Origin of the sequence: Microcoleus sp. Pol10D4 (assembly GCF_036701555.1) — a bacterium.
Taxonomy (GTDB): Bacteria; Cyanobacteriota; Cyanobacteriia; order Cyanobacteriales; family Microcoleaceae; genus Microcoleus.
The window spans coordinates 39,716-62,474 of the sequence record NZ_JAUBRA010000020.1 but is presented as its reverse complement, the minus strand read 5'-3'; the positions used below and the strand labels follow the sequence as shown (position 1 = coordinate 62,474).

Here is a 22,759-nt window from a genome sequence, read left to right as displayed (position 1 = left end):
GCTACCAAAAGGAGAAAAAGTGTTGTATCCAAAAAAAGAACAGGATATCTGGCATACTATTGCCCAAATGACCCAAGATTTGCAGCAAACTGCCGAATATGTCCTGGATATTTGCGAGGAAATGAACGTCTCGATAATTGCGACCACCCCGGGCGGTCATATCCTGTCGTTAAACCAAGCTACCTGTCAACTTCTGGGATACTCTAAAAAAGAGTTGTTAGGCAAACCAATAGCCGGACTTTTTAAGAAAAGTGAATCACCGGCACAGGAGTTAGAGTTAGCTAGTTTAACAGCCGAAGGTTCTGTCCGCAACGTCGAAAAAGTCTACCTTTCTAAACACAGAAAAAAAATAATTGTACTGCTTTCTATTTCAATTATTCGCGACGGTCAAGGTAAGGTCAGCGGCAAGTTATATATAGCAGAAGATATTACCGATAGCAAGCGGGTTGAAAGAAATTTGCGGCGCAGTGAAAAAAAGTTTCGCCAACTGATAGAAACTGTGAATGCTGTGGCATTTATCTATCACCGTAGACAGTTCCGTTATGTCAATGCTCAGACAGAAGCTCTGACAGGATATACTCGCGAAGAATTACTAGCATTGGATTTATACGACTTAATTCATCTAGATTTTATAGAAATAGTTAAAAAATGGGGTAAATCCAGCCATGCGCGCTCAAATGCAGGGTCTAAATATGAATTAGTAATAGTCACGAAAACTGGAGAAATGCGCTGGATTGAAGCAACTGTAGATATTATCAAATTTGAAAAAAAAGCCTCAATATTAATCACAGCGTTTGACATCAGCGATCGCAAATTAGCAGAGCTAGAACTAGAAACATCTCTTTCGTTGCTTCAAGCAACCATTGAATCTACTGCTGACGGTATTCTGGCGGTTGACAGTGGAGGCACAGTTCTCACCTTTAATCGCAAATTTGCCGAAATGTGGCAGTTGCCGGATTTCCTGCTGGATTCGAGAGATAACAACCAAATTTTGGCGTTTGGAATCAACCTGTTAAAATACCCGGAAATATTTCTCAACCGTACTAAAGAATTGTCCGATCGTCCTGCAGCAGAAAGTTACGATCTCATCGAGTTGACAGATGGCAGAATTTTCGAGCGCTACTCGCTGCCCCAGCGCACCGGAGGCAAAATTACTGGTCGGGTATTCAGCTTTCGGGATGTAACGGAACGGGTGCAATCCGAAGAAAAACTACGCAAAAGCGAAGAACGCTTTCACCTGCTGACGCGGGCGACAAATGATGCCGTATGGGATTTTGATTTATCAAAAAATGAGTATTGGTTGAGTGAAGAATTTGAAAAAGTTTTTGGATACAAACTCAACGAAAATCAGACGATAGAAGTAGAATCGTGGTGGCTAAATATTCATCCCGAAGAACGGGAAAGAGTGATGTTAAGCTTCAACGAAACAATGAACTCAGACGCTCAATATTGGTCGGAAGAATACAGCTTTCACCGTGCAGACGGGGGATATGTTTTTGTACTAGATCGCGGCTATATCATCCGTAATGAAAGTGGCAAAGCAGTAAGGGCGATCGGCACGATGATGGACATCACTCAGCGCAAGCAAGCTGAAGAAATTATTCGCTATCAAGCTGTTTATGACCAACTCACAGGTTTACCGAACCGGATACTTTTTAACGAGCGGCTGCTGGCTTCCTTAAAACAAGCTAAAGAAACCAAAAAAATGCTAGCTGTGATGTTTTTAGACTTGGACAGGTTCAAAAAGATTAATGATACACTAGGTCACGCTGCGGGCGATCGCCTGTTAGAAGGTTTTGCCGGACGCATCAGCGACACTTTGCGATCGACTGACACGGTTGCCCGCTGGGGAGGCGACGAATTTACCATACTGCTTCCCGATATCAATTGCTTAGAAGATGCAGTTAAAACAGCTCAAAGAATACTCAACAATTTAAAGCCAGCATTTAAACTAGAAGGACAGCCGTTTCATGTTAGCAGCAGCATCGGCATTGCCCTTTATCCAAACGACGGCGAAGATGCCGAAACTTTAGTCAAAAATGCCGATGCCGCCTTGTACCGCGCTAAAGAAATGGGAAGAAATAACTATCAGTTATATACTTCAACAATTAATCCCCAAGGCAGCCAGTTACTAACTATAGAACACAGGCTGCACGAGGCTTTAGAACAGGGAGAATTTGAGGTTTTTTACCAACCAAAAGTCAACATCGCTACTTGGAAAATTCAGGGTATGGAAGCCCTGCTACGCTGGCAACATCCACAATTAGGTTTAGTTACTCCCGCTACATTTATTCCGATCGCCGAAGAGAACGGACTCATTGTACCTATTGGGGAATGGGTGCTGCAAACAGCCTGCACTCAAAATAAAGCTTGGCAGGATGCTTTGCAGCCAGATTTGCGGGTAGCAGTCAACGTTTCGGCTCGGCAGTTCCAGCAATTTAATTTATTAGAAATGGTAGCGAAGTGCTTGGAAAAAAGCGGTTTAGCACCCAAGTATTTAGAATTAGAAATTACTGAGACTACAGCCATGCAAGATGTGGATTATACCACAAAAGTTCTCAGGGAGTTGCAGAATATGGGAGTGCAAATTGCGCTGGACGATTTCGGCACGGGTTATTGTTCTCTAAATTATCTCAAAAAGTTTCCCTTGAATATCTTAAAAATAGATAAATCCTTTGTCAGCGGACTGACGACTGATCCGTGCGAACGCGCGATCGCCAAGGCTGTAGCGACGCTGGGGCGAGATTTGAACTTGAGCGTGGTAGCCGAAGGAGTAGAAACTAAAGAGCAGTTGGAGTGTTTGCGCGAACTCCACTGTCAAGAAATTCAGGGTTACTATTTCAGCCCTGCCCTGTCGGCTGGTGATGCTAGGAAGCTATTGCTAAATTCTCAGTTGCAACAAGTGAAAATTGCTTAATTGGGTCGCGACTTACGACTGCGTGCGGTTGTAACGCTGCGTGCAAGTCCTGCGAAGTTACACGTAAAAAGTCGTGCGACCACCGCCGAAACCCGCATACGTCCCGCCGCCGCAGCCGTCGCACGAGCAGCCACTGTAGGAAAACTCGTTGCCGCACTCAAGACAGATCGCCGTCCAGTCGTGATGGTCTGGTGGCGAGGCCTTCTTGCGACAGTTATCGCAGCCGAAAACGGCCAGTTCGCTCACATCGAACGACCTGCGCTTCCGTTTCGTCTGCTTGATGGCATAGTGCATGAACTGGTTAAAACTTAAAATAGTGTGCAGAATAACGGACTTGTACCTAAAGACAGAGGAAAATATCGCTACCCCAACATAAAGGCTTTGTCTATGCAGCCAATTCGTACATTTAACGTTTCCCCGTCGCTACCGACAATTCTCGAACCCCTACGCAAGCTTGCCTACAACTTGCACTGGGACTGGAACGTCGATACCAAAGACCTCTTCCGCCGCCTCGATCGAGACCTGTGGGACTCCAGCAACCAAAACCCGGTGCTGATGCTCGGAACCATATCTCAAGAGCGGCTGCAAGAAATGGCAGAAGACGAAGGCTTCATTGCCCAAATGAACCGAGCAGCCCAGCAGTTAGACGATTATCTCAAAAATCGCGCCTGGTACCGCAAACAGCGCGGCACCGAGCAGCAAGAATGCTACGCTTACTTTTCGATGGAATTCGGCTTAGTTAAAGCCCTACCGATCTATTCGGGCGGCTTGGGCGTGCTCGCAGGCGACCACCTCAAATCAGCTAGCGATTTGGGCTTGCCCTTAGTCGGTGTCGGCTTGCTATACCAAGAAGGTTATTTTTCGCAGTATCTCAACGCCGACGGCTGGCAGCAAGAACGCTATCCGCTCAACGATTTCTACAATATGCCGCTTCACCCAGAACGCAATCCCGACGGTTCGGAATTGCGGATTGAGGTGGACTATCCCGGCCGCAAGGTGTATGCCCGGATTTGGCGAGTACAAGTGGGAACGGTTCCTTTGTACCTAATGGATACAAATATTGAACCTAACAGCCGCTACGACCAAGATATTACCGACCAACTGTATGGTGGTGATAAAACTCTGCGGATGCACCAAGAAATCATGCTGGGCATCGGCGGCGTGAAAATGCTCAAGGCATTGGGGCTGACAGTTACGGCTTATCACATGAATGAAGGCCACGCGGCTTTCATGGCTTTGGAACGCATTCGGATGCTGATGGAGGAATATCACCTGAGTTTCGTAGAAGCGGAACAGGTGGTGGTTTCGAGCAGTATGTTTACGACTCACACGCCGGTGCCTGCTGGGTTTGACTTGTTCGAGCCGGATATGGTGATGCACTATCTGAGTCACTATCCCAAGATATTTGGCTTGTCGCAAGATGAGTTTTTAGGATTGGGCCGGGAGAATACTGGCGATTTGTCCGCACCTCTGAATATGGCAATTTTGGCAATTAAAATGTCGAGTTTTGTCAACGGGGTGGCGGCTTTGCACGGTGTGGTGTCGCGCCCGATGTTTCAGGGTTTGTGGCCGGGTTTGCCGCAGGAAGAAGTACCGATTACTTCGATTACCAACGGGGTGCACGCTCGCAGTTGTGTGGCGAAGTCTACTCAGGAGTTGTACGATCGATACCTCGGCCCGGAGTGGGAAATGACTCGCAAGGACGATCGACTCTGGGATCGGATGTCATCGATTCCTGATGAGGAACTGTGGCGAAATCACGAACGTTGTCGATCCGAGTTGGTAGTGTTCGCACGGGAGTGGCTGCAAAAGACTTTGCGTGAGCGCGGTGCGGCCCAAACGGAAATCGAACACGCGCGGGAAGCTCTCAATCCGAAGGTGCTGACGATCGGGTTTGCACGCCGCTTTGCTACTTACAAGCGGGCGACGCTGTTTTTGCGCGATGTCGATCGAATTATGCGGATCATGCGGGACAGCAATCGCCCGGTGCAGTTTGTGATTGCTGGGAAGGCTCACCCGATGGATATTCCGGGTAAGGAATTGATTCGGGATATCGTTCACTTCATCCGCGAGCACGACACGATGAGCTCGATGGTCTTTTTGCCGAACTACGACATTAACGTCGCTCGGATGATGGTGTCGGGCTGCGATGTGTGGCTGAATACGCCACGCCGCCCGCGTGAGGCTTCCGGGACTTCGGGGATGAAAGCTTCGATGAATGGTTTACCGAATCTGAGCATTCTCGACGGATGGTGGGATGAAGCTGATTATGTTCGCACCGGTTGGCCGATCGGACATGGCGAGTTTTACGAAGATACTAAGTATCAGGATGAGGTCGAGGCTAATGCTTTGTACGACTTGATGGAGAAGGAAGTTGTACCGCTGTTTTACAACCGGGATGCTGATGGAATTCCTCGCGGTTGGACGGAGAAAATGAAGGATTCGATTCGCTTAAACTGTCCTTTCTTCAATACTGCTCGGATGGTGAAAGATTACGCGCGGCGGGCTTATTTCCCGGTGAGCGATCGATTCTTCACGATGACTTCGGATAATTGTGCTCCAGCCAAGGAGTTGTCTCACTGGAAGAAGCACGTTCTGGCGAAGTGGAAGGATATTAAGATTGAGGCTGTTGATATTTCCCAGGATAAGGAAGTTAAGGTCAATCAGTCGATCTCTGTTAAATCTCGGATTAATCTGATGGGATTGACACCTGCAGACGTGCAAGTTGAACTTTATCAAGGCTCCGTTGATGCTAACGGCGATATCATTGGTGGCGTGCCGGTGGTGATGGAGTATTTGGGAGAAGATTCTCAGAATGCTAGCCTTTATACGGCTGACATTACTTATACTTCTAGTGGTTTGCAAGGTTTGTCGTTGCGGGTTTTGCCGAAGCACGATAATCTCAGCAGTCCTTATGAAGCTGGCGTGATTCTCTGGGCACATTAAAGGAAGGAAGAAGGAAGAGGGAAGAGGGAAGAAGGAAGAGGGAAGAAGGGTACGACACGGATTCGGACACGGATACACGGATGAATTTAACTGTGTTTCCCAATTCTCCCCCTCTCCCCCCTCTCCCTCTCTCGCACTCTTTATGGAAGTTGGGGAATGACTATTTAGCCGCTTGTGCGATCGCCCAATACCAAATTCCGCTCTATTCCCAGTACCACCAGTGAGCGCCTATATAAGCGTATAGCAAGGCATCTCGCTGTTCTTTTAAGGCTTTGAGGGTGGCAACACTGGTGGGGATTTCGGGGAGGTTTGAACCACCGATAAACGCTGATTATGCGGAATATTTGCGAAATTCAGACTTGGTTCGAGGATTGATAAATATATAAAATATACTGGCAGAATTTCATCAATTAGAGTTGACATTCTGCCAGTTTTTCTTGTTTGTTGCATTAGGGTTTACTTCATAAACCTGGAATACGCTGTATATCCCTCAATATGAAAGCAGCCGAACAAAATAGTGGTTTCACAATAGTCACACTTTTTTATCCTGCTATTTCATAAAATTGAAGGCAGCCTTGAGACACCTCTAGTTTAGCTTATTTACCTACACCCGCTGGCTGCTGACGGTTTCGCACTTCCAGAAAAATCAACAAAGCATTAACATCAGCCGGATTTACCCCACCAATTCTGGCCGCTTGGCCAATCGTCAGCGGTTTCACCTTAGCCAACTTTTCCCGCGATTCTTTGGAGAGAGTTGTAATTGCCATGTAATCCAAATCTGCAGGCAATTGTCGGCGTTCGTGTTTTGCAATGTCATCGATTTGATTTTGCTGTCTTTGCAGGTAGCCGGAATATTTGATGTCAATTTCTGCACCATCTTTCTCAGCCAACTTCAGACTAGAATTGCCTAAATTGTAGCGTTCCAAGTCCACATAATGAAAACCAGGACGACGCAACAAATCAGCCAGAGTAATTGAACCTTTAATCGCTTGTTGAGTGTCTGCAAAAATTGCCTTGCCTACTTCCTCGTGCTCTTTCACCCGCGTCGAGTACAAACGTTCCTTCTCTGCCACAATATTAGCTTGTTTGCGATCGAACAACTCCCACCGGCGATCGTCAATCAAACCAATTTCCCGTCCCAGCGGCGTCAAGCGTTGGTCAGCATTGTCCGATCGCAATAATAGCCGATATTCCGATCGCGAAGTCAACATCCGGTAAGGTTCCCGCAAATCCTTCGTACACAAATCATCGATCAAAGTCCCGATATAACTTTGCTCGCGAGGAAACACAATCATCTCCTGATTTTTCGCAAACCTGGCCGCATTAATCCCCGCCACAATCCCCTGTGCAGCAGCCTCCTCATATCCAGTTGTACCGTTAACCTGACCCGCGCAAAACAGCCCTTCAATCTTCTTAGTCATCAGCGTTGGAAAGCACTGAGTAGCAGGCAAATAATCGTACTCCACAGCATAAGCAGGGCGCATCATCTCGCACTTTTCCAAACCCGGAAGAGTCCGCAGCATTTGCAATTGCAAATTTTCCGGTAAACCAGTAGAAAAACCTTGGATATAAAGTTCAGGAATATCTCTACCTTCCGGTTCAATAAAAATCTGGTGACTTTCCTTATCCGCAAACCGCACAATCTTATCTTCAATACTCGGACAATAGCGCGGCCCCTTCGCATCAACCCAGCCGCCGTAGACTGGAGAAAGATGCAAATTGTCTCTAATTAATTGATGAGTTTCAGGCGTAGTCCGAGTCAAATAACAAGGCATTTGTTCCCGTTCGATCCAAACTTCTGGATCGAAACTAAACCAGCGAACCTCTGCATCTCCCGGCTGCGGTTCGAGGTGGGTGTAATCGAGAGTACGTTTGTCAACTCTTGCCGGAGTTCCTGTTTTTAACCTGCCAGTTTCAAAGCCCAAACGATTGAGAGTTTCCGTCAAGCCAACGGCGGCAAATTCTCCTGCACGTCCGGCGGGCATCGACTTATTGCCCACCCAAATTGTGCCACCTAAAAAAGTGCCTGTGGTGAGAATTACTGCTTTGCATTCAAATGCGACGCCGAAGTATGTTTCGACGCCTATCACTTCTTCGTTTTTACCCAAAACTAAGTCTGTAACCATCGCTTCGCGGATGGTCAAATTGGGTTGATTTTCAACAATATTATTCATCACAGCGGCATATTCCCGCTTGTCGGTTTGTGCTCGCAGCGCCCACACTGCGGGGCCTCTCGAAGCGTTGAGGACGCGCTTTTGTAAGTAAGTGCGATCGGCCATTTTGCCAATTTCCCCGCCTAACGCATCAACTTCGTTAGTAAGTTGGGTTTTAGCTGGGCCGCCGACAGCCGGATTGCAAGGTTGCCACGCAATTTTGTCGAGGTTGAGGGTGAGGAGAAGGGTGCGACAGCCGAGGCGAGAAGTGGCGAGGGCGGCTTCGCAGCCGGAGTGTCCGCCACCTACTACGATGATGTCGAAACTGTCTTGGAATTGTACTGGAGTTTGTGCGATCATTCGATTTTAGATTTTAGATTTTAGATTTTAGATTGAATAATAGACATCTGGCAAAATTAGGTTTTAGTTTCCTTAATTAAAACTCTTCCTCTCCATTAGTGTAGCTGTTTTCTTCAAACATCGATGTTAATCCAGTAATTTTTACGGGGGGTCGATCTTTAAATTCTACGACAAATGACAACTCCCCACCCATTGCCGCGATATAACTTTGCAAAGTAGATACCAACAAATCCGCACGGCGTTCGAGTCGCGAGACATTTTCTTGACGCATATTTAATAATTCAGCCATGCGAATCTGAGTAAATTTCCTTGCTTTTCGTAAGTCTTGCAAGGTCATTTCTTCAGCCATTAATTCAACCGATCGCTTGTCGACTATTGCTCGTTCTTCGGGAGGCAAATTCTCCATAATAGTTTTCAGGCTAATTGTCATCTGTTTCTGGCTCCATTAATTTATTCAAATGACCGGTAAATCTACTATCTGCTATCTTAATTTGAGTCAATTATGCCTTACATAGCATATTATAGGCAATAGTCGATCGAATAACAATATTTATATGCACCCTTCGCGTCTTCGCAGTTCAATAATTCCGTACAATTGCAGTTTTGCGCTATGTTAGACAAAAAAATCTCAACAAGCATACACAAGTGAAATACTTCTTCTTATCCGACGGCTGGAAAGTTGGGCGCGTTTGGGGCGTCGGCGGCGAGTGGAGTCACGCCGCCTGGAGACGGGCGCCGGACATCCAACAGCTCAACCTCTGTCTTTCCGATCGCAACGAAAAAATGTGGCTCTACCGCGTAGAAGACGCCGTACTCATGGTAGAAGTCCAACCAGCAGTCCGTCCCGATCCTGCCGATCCCGCCAAAAATATCGGCAACGTCACCCTCACCAGACTGATCGATGCCGAGCAAGTCCTCGAACGCCTCGGGACGATCGCCGCCCGCTGCGAAATGGGAAACCCGCAACTAATGTAATGCTCAACATATTGCAATCGGTTCTAACACTCGATACACTTCTTTAAATAACTTTCATTTTTATGCCTCCACCTTTGAAGGTAGATGGCAGTCGGCAAAAGGCAGAGTTTAAACCCTGCAGGTAACTGCTGGGGATTCAGAATCTGATTTTTCCGTAAAAATAGACATCATCACTTACACCTTGGAGAACCGCAGTCAATGGGACTACCCTGGTATCGCGTACACACAGTCGTCTTAAATGACCCAGGCCGATTGATTTCTGTACACTTAATGCACACCGCCCTCGTGGCAGGTTGGGCCGGCTCAATGGCCCTTTATGAACTAGCAGTTTTTGACCCCACAGACCCAGTTCTGAACCCAATGTGGCGTCAAGGGATGTTCGTGTTGCCCTTCATGACTCGCTTGGGAGTTACGGGTTCTTGGGGTGGTTGGAGCATCACTGGCGAAGGTAACGTCGATCCGGGCTTCTGGTCCTTTGAAGGCGTCGCCGTCGCTCACATCGTCCTATCGGGCCTGCTGTTCTTAGCAGCAGTTTGGCACTGGGTATTTTGGGACTTAGAACTTTTCAGAGACCCTCGCACCGGTGAACCAGCCCTCGACTTGCCAAAAATGTTTGGCATTCACCTGTTCCTCTCCGGCTTGCTCTGCTTCGGCTTCGGCGCATTTCACCTTTCGGGACTTTTTGGGCCCGGAATGTGGGTGTCCGACCCCTACGGCCTGACCGGTCACGTCCAGCCAGTGGCGCCTTCTTGGGGCCCTGAAGGCTTCGATCCCTTCAATCCGGGCGGCATCGTGGCTCACCACATTGCAGCGGGCGTAGTCGGCGTAATTGCCGGTTTGTTCCACTTGACAGTGCGGCCGCCGGAACGTCTTTACAAAGCCCTGCGGATGGGGAATATCGAAACTGTACTTTCTAGCAGTATCGCTGCCGTATTCTTTGCAGCCTTTGTGGTTGCGGGTACGATGTGGTACGGTTCTGCTGCAACTCCGATCGAACTTTTTGGCCCGACTCGCTATCAGTGGGACGGAAACTATTTCCAACAAGAAATCGATCGCAGAGCTCAAGCTAGCTTGGCCAGTGGCGCTAGCTTCCAAGAAGCTTACGAACAAATTCCCGAAAAATTGGCTTTCTACGACTACGTGGGCAACTCTCCTGCTAAAGGCGGTTTGTTCCGCGCCGGCGCGATGGTCAATGGCGACGGTATTGCTAAATCTTGGCTGGGCCATCCAGTATTTACTGACAACGAAGGCCGGGTATTGTCGGTTCGCCGCCTCCCCAACTTCTTTGAAACTTTCCCAGTAATTTTGACAGACAAAGATGGGGTCGTTCGCGCTGACATCCCCTTCCGCCGTGCTGAATCAAAATACAGCTTTGAACAAAGCGGAGTTACTGTCAGCTTCTACGGCGGCGAACTTAACGGTCAAACCTTTGATAATCCTCTAGATGTTAAGAAGTTTGCTCGCGCTGCTCAAAAAGGTGAAGTGTTTGAATTCGATCGCGAAACCTTGAATTCTGACGGCGTTTTCCGCACTTCGACTCGCGGTTGGTTCACTTTCGGACACGTTTGCTTTGCTTTGCTGTTCTTCTTCGGCCATATCTGGCACGGTTCTCGGACTATTTTCCGCGACGTGTTTGCTGGAGTTGAGGCTGACCTCGAAGAACAAGTCGAGTGGGGCTTGTTCCAAAAACTGGGCGACGTGACCACCAGAAGAGAAGAACCTCTCTAAATTTCGCCAGCCCCTGGCTAGCCGGGAAACTTTCCCGGTGTAAAAAAACCCGGTTTCTTCAAGAAACCGGGTTTTTTTAGTTAAGAATAAAACCAGCAATTAACTACCAGCCGGGAAGTCCCTCGGTATATTTAGAGGGGATTAATCAGAGCGCTGCGCGAAGTACCCCGAATAAATTACTCCTTGGGATGAAAGGCTCGTCGGGTGTAGGTACGGAAACCGACAATTGTTCTTTTACACCCATTGATGATCGGGAAATACTCTGATACTATATTAGCAAGTGGGGGTGGAACTACCTCACTATAAAAAGCCTTTGAAAAAAAGGAAAAAGAAGCCTGCGGTCTAACTGTACTCAGTTGACCGTCAGGTTTGTTCACGATGAAATAATACGGCAAGGGAAGATAGGGAAAATTTAACATGGAAAGTGTTGCTTACATTTTGATTCTGGCTTTAGCCATAGGCGTACTATTTTTTGCGATCGCCTTTCGGGAACCTCCCCGGATTGGCAAATAATTAGCTATACGCCTCCAGCAAGTCCAAAATATCTTGAACCGGACTGCGGTTAGCCCGCATCATAGCGATCTAATTTGGTGCGGGACTATTTCACCGCTGTGTGTTAAGTGATTTTTCTAGTCCAGCCATTCATCAGACCCCAGGCGGTTAGATGAATGGCAATTTGCTGGCAATGCCTGTTAAAATCAGCAATCATGCGCTGTTCCTCCTGCCAACACACAAATAGCCGCGTTCTAGAATCGCGTTCAGCCGAATCAGGTCAAAGCATCCGTCGGCGGCGTGAGTGTTTGAGCTGCCAGCACCGCTTCACAACTTACGAACGCATAGAATTTGTGCCGATTACGGTGATCAAGCGGGACGGCAAGCGCGAATCTTTTGACAGGTCAAAATTAGTTCGGGGATTGATTCGGGCCTGCGAAAAAACCGGTTTGTCTTCGGGGCATCTCGAAACTCTGGCAGAAGAAATTGAGGCCCAACTCCAAGGTCGATCGCTCCGAGAAATCGCCAGTTCAGAAATAGGGGAACTGGTGCTGTTGCACCTGCGGCCGCTCAGCGAAGTCGCTTATGTCCGTTTTGCCTCGGTATATCGGCAATTTCGAGGCATCCGAGATTTTGTAGATACCCTAAATCACCTTCAGAATCCCCTCAACGAAGCTGAAGATGCAGAAACTAGACCCAATTTTGACGCAGAATTGCCGGATGTCGAAGCAGTCGATCGAGAAAGCCCAGCATCCTGCGCTACTCCCAGCTAAGCTCGCTTAAATTAATTTATAGAAATATTCTGGGAGATTGAAAACCGTGTCGCGAGGAAGGCCGGGAGGAATAGCGACTCAAGGGACTCTCCTTCTAGCGAGTGTTCTTTTTTCTCAGTAAGAGTGCTGGGTGTGATATGATCGTCATCGGTCTAAAATAGAGTATAACTAGACAACGTAAAAACTTAACTGGATTAGTTGAGTGCGTAGTCACACCTAACGGTGTTGCAGTTTAGGAAAGCTCGCATTTGAACAAAACCTAACGAAAGATCGGTGACTAATTAAATACGGTAGGGCATACCGAAATTTACGCTTCTGGAGAAACCGACCTCTACTTAGACTGGAGTCATCCTGTCGCCAGCAAGTCGGCTCGTTGAATGAAGAATCTCAGTTTATTTATACCTGAGAGTGTCAAAATAGTCTACTTGACTCGGAATGTTAAGATTAAACGTTTTAACACAGAGTATGAAGTAACAGTAATGGCAAGCGCTGGTGTGCAGTTGCACCCGGCAAAAGTTAGCAAAAACTGACTTTAGTAAAAGATTTTGAAAAAAGTTAATCGCTTTTTCACCAAAATCTCTAATATCTGCCGGCACAAACGAAAAACATGAAGGAGAGAAATCCTAGGAAACTATTCGCATGGTCAATCTCAAAACCACAGTCAAAGACATCGGCTTTACTCACGAAGATTTTGCAGCCCTACTTGATAAATATGACTATCACTTTAGCCCGGGCGATGTAGTAGCGGGTACAGTTTTTAGTATAGAACCGAGGGGCGCTCTGATTGATATCGGTGCTAAAACAGCAGCTTACATTCCCATTCAGGAAATGTCGATCAATCGAGTCGAAAGCCCTGAAGAGGTATTGCAATCAAACGAAACCAGAGAATTTTTCATTCTAACCGATGAAAATGAAGACGGACAATTAACCCTGTCCATCCGGCGCATCGAATATATGCGGGCGTGGGAAAGAGTGCGACAACTGCAAGCAGAAGATGCCACAGTACGATCGCAAGTATTTGCCACGAACCGCGGCGGCGCACTCGTGAGAATAGAAGGCTTGCGAGGCTTTATTCCCGGTTCTCATATAAGTACCCGCAAACCGAAGGAAGAATTAGTCGCTGAAGAATTACCATTAAAATTCTTAGAGGTAGACGAAGACCGCAACCGCCTAGTGTTGAGTCATCGTCGCGCCTTAGTTGAGCGCAAGATGAACCGCCTCGAAGTCGGGGAAGTCGTCATCGGTACAGTACGCGGTATCAAGCCTTACGGTGCCTTTATCGACATCGGCGGCGTCAGCGGCTTGCTGCACATCTCGGAAATTTCGCACGATCACATCGATACGCCTCATAGCGTCTTCAATGTCAACGACGAAGTGAAAGTGATGATCATTGACTTGGATGCCGAGAGGGGCCGGATTTCTCTCTCCACCAAGCAGTTGGAACCGGAACCGGGCGCGATGGTCAAAAATCGCGAATTGGTATACGAAAAAGCTGAGGAAATGGCAGCTAAGTTCCGGGAGAAAATGCTCGCTCAAAAGCAAGCTAAAGCAGGCATAGACATTCCTGTAGACTCGATCGATGCTGATGATGAGCTCTCCGACGAAATACTCGAAGATGTACCCTCAGCAATGGAAGAGGATCTGCCGGAAGTAGCACCTGAAGCAGCACCTGAAGCAGCATCCGAAGCAGCATCCGAAGCAGCATCCGAAGCAGCACCCGAAGCAGCACCCGAAGCAGCACCCGAAGCAGCACCCGAAGCAGTATTAGATGTAGAGGAAGAAATCCCTTCTGCGACGGAAGAATAACATCGCAGTTAGTGTGATTAAAAGAGGGAATTTTCCCTCTTTTTTTTTTAGTTAGTCATTAATTATTAGTCATTAGTCGCTGCTCGGTGGTTGACAATTCAATACTGTTCAGTTAAGCTCGATCCCCCCTAACCCCCCTTAAAAAGGGGGGGACAAGAACTTACTCAAAGTCCCCCTTCTTAAGGGGGATTTAGGGGGATCTCCGAGGAATAAATAGTTTTAACCCAAGCGTATTGGTTTAGAATTCCCAATTCCCAATTCCCCATTTTTAATTACTGAGATTTAAGATATTTCTGTAGACCGATGCACCGATCGCACTTTGAATTAAAAAAAGTGACAGCGCGATCAATCTGCCTAAATAGGCATCGCCTTCCTCGTGCTAATTTGTTAAGATTTATAAAGGTTAGAGACATTGGCACAGGTGCAAACTCATCAGAATTCTCACGCCAGAACCAACCACACGAGAAAATTATACAAGAAAATTCTTATAAATTTCTTGCCCTGACGCTCAAAGGCAAGTGGATTATGAACATCGAACTATTAAAAGAAAAATTAGAACAGCTCAAAAAACGTCCCAATTGTAGCAAAGGAACGATCGACCAAATTGAAAACTGGTTAACCGGTTCCCACATTTTGCAGAGATTGAGAATTAATCCTTACTATGTAGCAGGCGATACAGTCAAGAATGTTAAAAAAATTACTTCCGAATTTCTGCACGGAGTGAAATCCGGTGCCTTCGACTTGCACTGGGATATTCACTGCCCCCACTGCAACATGATTACAGAAGAATTTAAGGATTTGGCAGACACATCAGAAATGTCTTTTTGCCCGATGTGCGAGCGCGAGTTTAACATTGATTTGCTCGATCGTGTCGAAGTTACTTTTTCCCTGAACAAAGAAATCGAAGACCCGCAACTGCGGCCCGTCTGCGCTCCCCCTCCCGTACTCCAGAGCAAACTGCAACTGGTAACGCCTTTATACTGCACCGAATCAGAGATTGTCACCTTAGAAGAAGGTAGATACCGCTACTGCTGTCCCCTAACTTTAGCTAAAGGGATTTTAAAGGTTGAAGGCGAAGAAACAGAAGCCATACAAGAAATTAAACTCCAGCAGTTAGCCGGCCCAGATTTTGACAAAAAAGAGCTCGCCGTGCGTCCGGGAAAAGTTAAGCTTGAATTAACTAATACCGAACACAATTTGTCCGGGCTGATTTTGCATTCAGATCAATTGCCCGATGAACTGACATTAGAACAACTGCCCCTGCGGCTGTCAGGAATGCAACTGCTTCATCACCCGGATTATAAGCGTTTGTTTGGCGATCAAGTAATATCGGAAAGAGAGCGAGTCAAGATTCGGGCGATTACTATTATGTTTACTGATATTACCGGTTCTACCAGAATGTACGAAACACTGGGAGATACCAAAGCTTACAATATTGTCCGCGATCATTTTGAAATTTTCTTTGAGTCGATCGAGAAATTTGGCGGAAAAGTAATTAAAACCATCGGCGATGCCGTCATGGCTTCTTTTATCAGCAACGAACAAGCAATTATGACAGCCACCGATGCTGTGGCTAGTTTCAGGAAATACAATTCAACTCGCCAACAAGCAGAGTGGATTCAAGTCAGAATTGGTATTCACCGAGGTACGGCTTTGCTCGTAAATCTCAATAATTCGATCGACTATTTTGGCTCTACAGTCAACAAAGCGGCCCGCATTCAAAATCTTTCTAAAAGTGACGAAGTTTCGTTTTCCGAAGATGTTTACAGCGACGAAGCATTTTTAACAGCATTAAAAGCTGCTGGAGTGTCCGAAATTCACAAACGAGTTGAAGATTTAAAGGGAATACAAGGCGCACAAGTCACTTATACTGCTAGAATTAATACGGAATCAGTAATCGCACTTTCTGCTACACAGGTCGCTGAAAAAAGCTAAGTAGGTAAGCAGATATACTACTTAGTTATTGCCAGCCTCTCGTTGCGATCGTCCCGACAGCATATAGCATTGTTCGATCGCCCTCAGATCATGGCCCCCACAGTGTAGCTCATGCTTAATAGAGCTTCATAATGCCAATAATTTAAGTGGGTTCTGAGAAAAATAGTCGGAATTACTTAGGCACAGGCTTACCAGATATCTTTGCTACTAAATAACTGAAGTCGAGGACTTCACATTATGACTTCTCCTCAATTATATCAAGAAAATACACCAGAAGAATCGATCGCACCAGCCGCCCTCGATTCCGAACAATTAGCCGAAACGGATGCCCCGTTTCCCATTGTTGGGATTGCCGCCTCAGCAGGAGGTTTGGAAGCATTCACGCAGTTACTGAGCCATTTACCGAGCGATACGGGTATGGCGTTTGTGCTGATTCAGCATTTAGACCCCAATCACAAAAGTCTGCTGAGCGAGATTCTCGCGAGAACGACGCAAATGCCTGTTAATGAGGTAGAAGACGGCGTAACTGTAGAACCCAATCAAGTCTATGTTATTCCGCCCAACACCAAGATGGTGGTATGTAAAGGCGTGCTGCAACTCTCACCGCGCGAGAAGATTTATGGCAAATATATGCCGGGAGATGCGTTCTTTACCTCATTGGCGATCGATCGCGGGCACAAAGCAATCGCCGTAGTTTTATCCGGGGGAGACGGAGACGGTTCACTCGGGCTCAAGGCAATCAAAGCAGCCGGAGGCATGACTTTTGCTCAATGTCAAGACACAGCAAAATTCGATAGTATGCCGAATACCGCTGTTGCGACAGGAAATGTCGATTTCGTTCTGCCACCGGAAAAAATTGCCGAGGAACTGGCAAACTATAGTCACAATCCCCTTCTGACTGGCCCGCTTGCCATGACAAAAGTTGAGGAATCGCCCGAACAGGGAGATGCCCTGGCTACTATTTTTGCCCTGCTAAAATCCACGACAGGCGTTGATTTTAGCCACTACAAACCCAAGACGATCGCTCGACGCATCCAGCGACGGATGGTTTTGTACAAGCTGGAAAGCTTGAATGATTACGCCCAACATCTTCGACACAATTCGGCTGAAGTCACAGCTTTGTATGAAGAAATCCTGATCCACGTTACCAGTTTTTTCCGCGATCCCGAAGCCTTTGAAAAGTTAACAGAACTGGTTTTCCCCACGATTACCCAAAATAAATCGGCCGAAACTCCGATTCGGATTTGGGTGGCGGGATGTTCGACAGGTGAAGAAGTTTATTCGATCGCGATTTGCTTGTTAGAGTTTTTGAGCGATCGAGTCATCCAGCCACCGATCCAGATTTTTGCCACGGACATTGGCGAACACGCTATCAACAAAGCGAGGTCTGGCGTCTACTCAGAAAACCAGATGGTAGATGTTTCACCAGAACGACGTACTCGTTTCTTTATTGCCGAAGCAAGAGGTAGCTATAGAATCAGCAAGGCAGTCCGCGAACTTTGTGTATTTGCCCGACAAGACTTAGGCAGCGACCCGCCTTTTTCCAATATCGATTTAGTTAGCTGTCGCAATGTGCTGATCTACTTGGGAGAGTCATTGCAAAAAAAAGTTATGCCGATTTTTCATTACAGTCTTAAGCCAACGGGCTTTCTCTTGTTAGGCACTTCGGAGAGTACCGGAGAATTTTCCTACTTGTTTACTTCATTGGATAAAAAGTCTAAAGTTTATACCAAAAAGTTGACTGGGACTCGTCCCAATTTTTCGTTTACGCCGAGTTCCTATCCCGTCGCTAAAGCACGTGAACGGGAGGAAGTGAAAAACAATTTTACGGATAGCTTGGATTTACAACAAGAAACTGACCAACTGATTTTAAATCGATATGCCCCAGCCAGTGTGGTTGTCAACGAGCAGATGAAAATCCTGCAAGTGCGGGGAGACATCGATCCTTACTTGAGAGTGGTAGCTGGAACGCCCGACTTAAACTTGCTGGCAATGGCAAGGGCAGGCTTGCTGGTTGAGCTTCGCACCGCGATTTATCAGGCACAAACGCAGAACGTAACCATTAGGAAAGAAAGGGTTTTGCTTGAATCGGGCGGACGATCGAGTATTGTCAATTTTGAGGTGATTCCGTTCCAGCCACAGGCGGCCGAAGGGCGCTACTTTTTAGTGGTATTTGAAGAGGCTGCACCCCGCGTACTTAACTTCAGCACTCTCCCTTCTGAAAACTTCGAGCAACCTGATTTAGTGCGCGAAATTGAGCTGCTGAGGCAGCAACTTGCAGCCGCTAACCAAGAAAAAACTGCGGCTCAAGCCCAACTGCAAGCGGTGATCCAGGATCAGGAAAGTCTCAACCAAGACCTCAAAGTTGCGAACGAAGAAATCCTATCCAGCAACGAGGAGTTGCAAAGCACCAATGAGGAGTTAGAAACTGCCAAAGAAGAGATTCAAGCCACTAATGAGGAACTCACTACCACTAATGATGAACTTCGCAGCCGCAATATTGAACAAAGCCTGGTCAATAACGATCTGATAAATTTGCTTTCCAGTATCAATATCCCTATCTTAATGCTGACAAACGATTTACAGATTCGACGCTTTACGCCAACGGCACAGCAAATTTTTAGTGTGATTCCTACAGATGTTGGACGACCCTTTAGCGACATTCGCTCAACTCTGAACGTTCCTAACTTGGAACAGATGATTTTGGAGGTGATTGATACTCTCCAGACGAAAGAACAAGAAATTCAAACTTTATCGGGATATTGGTACAACCTCCGCATTCGTCCTTACCGGACAACGGAAAATCAGATTGACGGTGTGGTGATGGTTTTGCTCGATATTGATGCTCTTAAACGCAGTGCCAGAACCTTGGAGGAGGCCCGAAATTATGCTGAAACCATTGTGGAAACTGTGCAAACGCCTTTAGTCGTCCTAGATGCTGATTTCCGAGTGAATAAAGCAAATCGATCGTTTTATGAAATGTTTCAGGTTTCACCGTCAGAAACAGCAAAATCTTCGCTATTTGAGCTAGGCAACGGGCAGTGGAATATCCCCCAAGTGCGATGGATTCTGGAAGATATTCTGGTTAGTGATGTTCAGCTTGAAAACTTTGAGTTGGATCACCTGTTTGATAAGATCGGGCCCAAAACCATGCTGCTGAATGCTTGTAAACTTGAACGAGAAGACCAAGCTTTAATGATTCTGTTGTCGATCGAGGATATCACGCAGCGCAAGCAGTTGGAGACAGTACGATCGCAGTTATTACTGCAGGAACAGTTTGCCCGCCACGAGGCAGAAGCAGCCAACCGTAGTAAAGATGAATTTCTGGCGAATCTCTCCCACGAATTACGCAATCCTTTGACTCCGATTCTGGGCTGGTCACAAATTCTGCGTTCCGGGAAATTAAAGGAACCAGCCGTTACTAAGGCTTTAGAGGTGATCGAGCGCAGCGCGAGGGCGCAATCTCAGTTAATCGAAGATATCCTGGATATTTCCCGGATTACGAGTGGCAAGCTTCAACTGTGCATTTGTCCGATCGATCTGCGGTTAGTGGTGCAAGCTGCGCTGGAGGGGGTGCAATTATCCGCCGAAGCCAAAAACATTCAAATTGTTTCGCAGTTGATTCCTACGACTGTTTTAGGGGATATCAATCGCTTGCAGCAAGTTGTGTGGAATCTTCTGTCTAACTCGATTAAGTTTACTCCGGCGGGGGGACGAGTGGAAATCCTGCTATCGACGATCGAGAATCATGCTCAACTTCGAGTCAGCGATACGGGAAAAGGCATTGGGGCACAATTTTTGCCGTATATTTTTGATCGTTTCCATCAAGGCGATGCCAGCAGCACTAAGGCGAATCAAGGGCTGGGATTGGGTTTAGCGATCGTGCGTCACCTGGTTGAATTGCACGGGGGAACTGTGCAAGCCGAAAGTCCGGGTGATGAACAAGGAACTACAATGACTGTGAGATTGCCGTTGCGATCGCTGCCTCAAGAGTTGACATCGGCGATCGATTTAAAGTCAACTGCTTTGGTAGGGCCTTTAAACGCCTCTAGCGATCGCGTCCCCTCTCTAGAAGGCTTGCACATCTTAGCCGTAGACGATCAGATCGATACGCGCGAGTTCTTACAATTTGTGCTTGAAGGCTACGGGGCGGAGGTTTTGGCAGTTGGATCTGCCAGAAGTGCGATCGCTGCTTTGACTGAAAATCCGGCCAGATACGATGTGCTAATCTCCGATATCGGAATGCCAGAGGAAGATGGGTATTTCTTAATTCGAGAAGTGCGAGCTCTTGCTGCGGAAGCCGGAGGAGAAATTCCAGCCGCGGCGCTGACTGCCTATGCGGGCGATAAAGAACGCGAAAGGGCGATCGAAGCTGGTTTTCAAAGGCATATGGTTAAGCCGATCGAGCCGGTTGTACTAGGATTAATGGTGGCTAATTTAGTAGGACGATTTTAAATATTTTGGAGTGTTGATTTATGATGTTTGAGATTAGATTAGGCAGTTAAACTCTTGTCCCCCGGAGATCCCCCTAAATCCCCCTTAAGAAGGGGAGTAGGGGTTGACTTTGAGTGCTTCATGTCCCCCCCTTATTAAGGGGGGCTAGGGGGGATCGATCCGAGATTAGGAGGATTATGACCAAATTAAACGACTCGAATTTCCACCTACATTACAACCCAAAACTCATCCCTATCGCCAAGGAACTTCGGAAAAATCCAACTCCAGCCGAAAAGAAACTTTGGGAAGATTTTCTGAGAAATTTCCCTTTTCGAGTTTTGAGACAGCGACCGATCGACAATTTTATTGTAGATTTTTATTGTGCTGCTTTAAGATTGGTAATTGAGGTTGATGGCGAGAGTCATTTTACTGAACAGGGGAAACAATATGATGCGGAAAGAACAGGGATTTTCGAGGGGTATGGACTGCAAGTTGTCAGGTTTACGAATGTTGATGTGTTGCAGTGTTTCGAGGGAGTTTGTCAGGAGTTGTTGGGTGCGTGCGATCGTCATTCTTAGGGCCAGATATCCCCTAACCCTCCTTAATAAGGGGGGGGGACAAGAGTACGATATATCTCGTAATAGTTAAGGCCAGATCCCCCCTAGCCCCCCTGATTGTTGGGGAGTAGGGGGTGGGACAAGAGAGTTATGTTGCGCTAAAAACAATTGCTAAAAATAGCACAATATGAGATTATACAAAAAAATATAAAAATTACGGAGTTCAGATTCTTGGTAACTATTAAATGTCGGGGCATTACCTTCTCGAATATCCAAGCCGTAATCTTTGACAAAGACGGTACTCTAGAGGATTCTCAGGAGTTTTTGAGATTGTTGGGGATGAAGCGATCGCGCCTCGCAGACGCTCAAATTCCAGGCGTTGGAGAGCCTTTACAAATGGCTTTCGGCATCGAAAGTGGCAGCATCGACCCCACAGGCTTGTTAGCAGTCGGTAGTCGTAGGGAAAATGAGATTGTGGCGGCGGGATACATCGCCGAAACCGGCCGGGGATGGCTGGAATCTTTAACTATTGCGCGCCGCGCTTTTGACGAAGCTGACGAAATGTTTAAAAATAGTGCTGTTTCTCCTTTATTTGTCGGCAGCTTGGAAGTGCTAAAATATCTTTCGGAAGCGGGTTTAAAACTGGGGATTCTTTCGGCTGCTACAACAGAATCGGTACAGAAATTTGTGAAACACCACGAATTAGCTGACTACATTCAGTTAGAAATGGGAGTTGATTCAACGGTTCATAAACCAGATCCGAAATTATTTTTGCAAGCTTGTGAGAAACTCGGAGTAAATCCCGCAGCAACTTTGATGGTAGGAGATTCAGCGGGCGATATTCAGATGGGTAAAAATGCGGGCGCGGCTGGCTGTATCGGGATTTGTTGGGGAAAGGCCCAGGTTAGTCATTTGGAAAATGCTGATGTGGCGATCGCATCTTTGGATGAAATTACAATTTTAGCAGATTGAGCAAACATCAGAGCCTGGAAAATCTCGCTTCTACCGTAGTCTCGATCCCCCTAAATCCCCCTTAAGAAGGGGAGTAGGGGTTGACTTTGAGCGCTTCCTGTCCCCCCCTTCTTAAGGGGGGCTAGGGGGGATCGAGGCCTAATCGTCAAACAGCAGACCGGTATTACGTTTGACATTAAGTTGACACCAATTGGCATTGCCGTTTCCCTACAGACAACGCAAACCCAGAATTACGACATCTCTTTCAACGCCGTCAAGTTCGGCAACTTGTGGCAGATATCCCCACCGCTGAAAGCCAAATTTCTCAAACAATCTTACACTCGGCTGATTGTGAGCAAAAATTATTCCTATGAGAGTTTTAAGCTTCAATTCTGGACTCCGCACAATTGCCGATTGCAATAAATTTTGTCCGATTCCGCAGCGTTGGCGATCGGGTGCGACGTAGATGCTAACTTCGGCTGTATGCTGATAGGCAGCGCGTCCGTAGAAAATCTGAAAACTCAGCCAGCCCACAATATTTTGTTCTGATTCCATTACCCAAATCGGCCAGGAATTGGGAGAGTGTTCTCTGTACCACGGGAGGCGGCTTTCGACTGAGACTGGTTTTAAATCGGCTGTGGCCATTCTGCCCGGTATTGCTGCGTTATATATTTGGACAATTGCTGGCAAATCGCTTTCTTCTGCGTCGCGGATTTTCATCGTTGGGTTGAA

16 protein-coding genes are annotated in these 22,759 nt (G+C 46.9%); 12 read left to right on the top strand and 4 right to left on the bottom strand.

Going from position 1 to position 22,759, the window contains the following annotated elements; all coding sequences use genetic code 11:
• Window positions 1-19: 19 nt before the first annotated feature.
• Complete coding sequence (locus QUA36_RS12845; RefSeq protein ID WP_333457820.1) at window positions 20-2,917, top strand: EAL domain-containing protein; 2,898 nt, start codon at window positions 20-22, stop codon at window positions 2,915-2,917.
• A gap of 57 nt (window positions 2,918-2,974) precedes the next feature.
• On the opposite strand, the gene QUA36_RS12840 is transcribed toward QUA36_RS12845, so the two are convergent.
• Complete coding sequence (locus tag QUA36_RS12840; RefSeq protein ID WP_333457819.1) at window positions 2,975-3,211, bottom strand: hypothetical protein; 237 nt, start codon at window positions 3,209-3,211, stop codon at window positions 2,975-2,977.
• 93 nt (window positions 3,212-3,304) lie between these two features.
• On the opposite strand from QUA36_RS12840, the gene glgP reads away from it, so the two are divergent.
• Together glgP and QUA36_RS12830 are read left to right on the top strand one after the other, a co-directional pair.
• Window positions 3,305-5,863: an alpha-glucan family phosphorylase gene (gene glgP / locus QUA36_RS12835; RefSeq protein WP_333159521.1), complete on the top strand. Its 2,559-nt coding sequence runs from the start codon at window positions 3,305-3,307 to the stop codon at window positions 5,861-5,863.
• An 80-nt stretch (window positions 5,864-5,943) separates the two neighbouring features.
• Entirely contained in the window at window positions 5,944-6,087 is a 144-nt protein-coding gene (locus QUA36_RS12830; protein ID WP_333457817.1) for a hypothetical protein, read from the top strand.
• A 372-nt stretch (window positions 6,088-6,459) separates the two neighbouring features.
• On the opposite strand, the gene mnmG is transcribed toward QUA36_RS12830, so the two are convergent.
• Both mnmG and QUA36_RS12820 read right to left on the bottom strand, forming a co-directional pair.
• Window positions 6,460-8,376, bottom strand: a complete 1,917-nt coding sequence (mnmG, locus tag QUA36_RS12825; RefSeq protein WP_333457815.1) for a tRNA uridine-5-carboxymethylaminomethyl(34) synthesis enzyme MnmG — start codon at window positions 8,374-8,376, stop codon at window positions 6,460-6,462.
• Between the two features lie 76 nt (window positions 8,377-8,452).
• Window positions 8,453-8,806 (bottom strand): transcriptional regulator, encoded by a 354-nt coding sequence (locus QUA36_RS12820; RefSeq protein ID WP_333457813.1) that lies wholly within the window; start codon window positions 8,804-8,806, stop codon window positions 8,453-8,455.
• A gap of 215 nt (window positions 8,807-9,021) precedes the next feature.
• Here QUA36_RS12820 and QUA36_RS12815 point away from each other — a divergent pair, with 215 nt between their 5' ends.
• The 9 genes from QUA36_RS12815 (at window position 9,022) to QUA36_RS12775 (ending at window position 22,048) form a co-directional block, all read left to right on the top strand.
• On the top strand, window positions 9,022-9,351 hold the full coding sequence (locus tag QUA36_RS12815) for a hypothetical protein (protein WP_039887994.1): 330 nt from the start codon (window positions 9,022-9,024) through the stop codon (window positions 9,349-9,351).
• 198 nt (window positions 9,352-9,549) lie between these two features.
• Window positions 9,550-11,079: a photosystem II chlorophyll-binding protein CP47 gene (gene psbB / locus QUA36_RS12810; RefSeq protein WP_333159529.1), complete on the top strand. Its 1,530-nt coding sequence runs from the start codon at window positions 9,550-9,552 to the stop codon at window positions 11,077-11,079.
• 417 nt (window positions 11,080-11,496) lie between these two features.
• Window positions 11,497-11,592 (top strand): photosystem II reaction center protein T, encoded by a 96-nt coding sequence (locus QUA36_RS12805; RefSeq protein WP_006635641.1) that lies wholly within the window; start codon window positions 11,497-11,499, stop codon window positions 11,590-11,592.
• Window positions 11,593-11,786: 194 nt separating this feature from the next.
• Window positions 11,787-12,344: a transcriptional regulator NrdR gene (gene nrdR / locus QUA36_RS12800; RefSeq protein ID WP_333457850.1), complete on the top strand. Its 558-nt coding sequence runs from the start codon at window positions 11,787-11,789 to the stop codon at window positions 12,342-12,344.
• A 639-nt stretch (window positions 12,345-12,983) separates the two neighbouring features.
• Window positions 12,984-14,150 (top strand): 30S ribosomal protein S1, encoded by a 1,167-nt coding sequence (locus tag QUA36_RS12795; RefSeq protein WP_333457811.1) that lies wholly within the window; start codon window positions 12,984-12,986, stop codon window positions 14,148-14,150.
• A 525-nt stretch (window positions 14,151-14,675) separates the two neighbouring features.
• A complete protein-coding gene (locus QUA36_RS12790; protein WP_333457810.1) occupies window positions 14,676-16,085 on the top strand; it encodes an adenylate/guanylate cyclase domain-containing protein in 1,410 nt (469 codons plus the stop codon).
• A 237-nt stretch (window positions 16,086-16,322) separates the two neighbouring features.
• Window positions 16,323-20,540 (top strand): chemotaxis protein CheB, encoded by a 4,218-nt coding sequence (locus QUA36_RS12785; RefSeq protein WP_333457808.1) that lies wholly within the window; start codon window positions 16,323-16,325, stop codon window positions 20,538-20,540.
• A gap of 176 nt (window positions 20,541-20,716) precedes the next feature.
• Window positions 20,717-21,097 (top strand): endonuclease domain-containing protein, encoded by a 381-nt coding sequence (locus QUA36_RS12780; protein ID WP_333457806.1) that lies wholly within the window; start codon window positions 20,717-20,719, stop codon window positions 21,095-21,097.
• Window positions 21,098-21,307: 210 nt separating this feature from the next.
• On the top strand, window positions 21,308-22,048 hold the full coding sequence (locus tag QUA36_RS12775; protein ID WP_333457804.1) for an HAD family hydrolase: 741 nt from the start codon (window positions 21,308-21,310) through the stop codon (window positions 22,046-22,048).
• A 207-nt stretch (window positions 22,049-22,255) separates the two neighbouring features.
• Here QUA36_RS12775 and QUA36_RS12770 read toward each other — a convergent pair whose 3' ends face one another.
• Window positions 22,256-22,747, bottom strand: a complete 492-nt coding sequence (locus tag QUA36_RS12770; protein ID WP_333457802.1) for an N-acetyltransferase family protein — start codon at window positions 22,745-22,747, stop codon at window positions 22,256-22,258.
• Window positions 22,748-22,759: the final 12 nt, after the last annotated feature.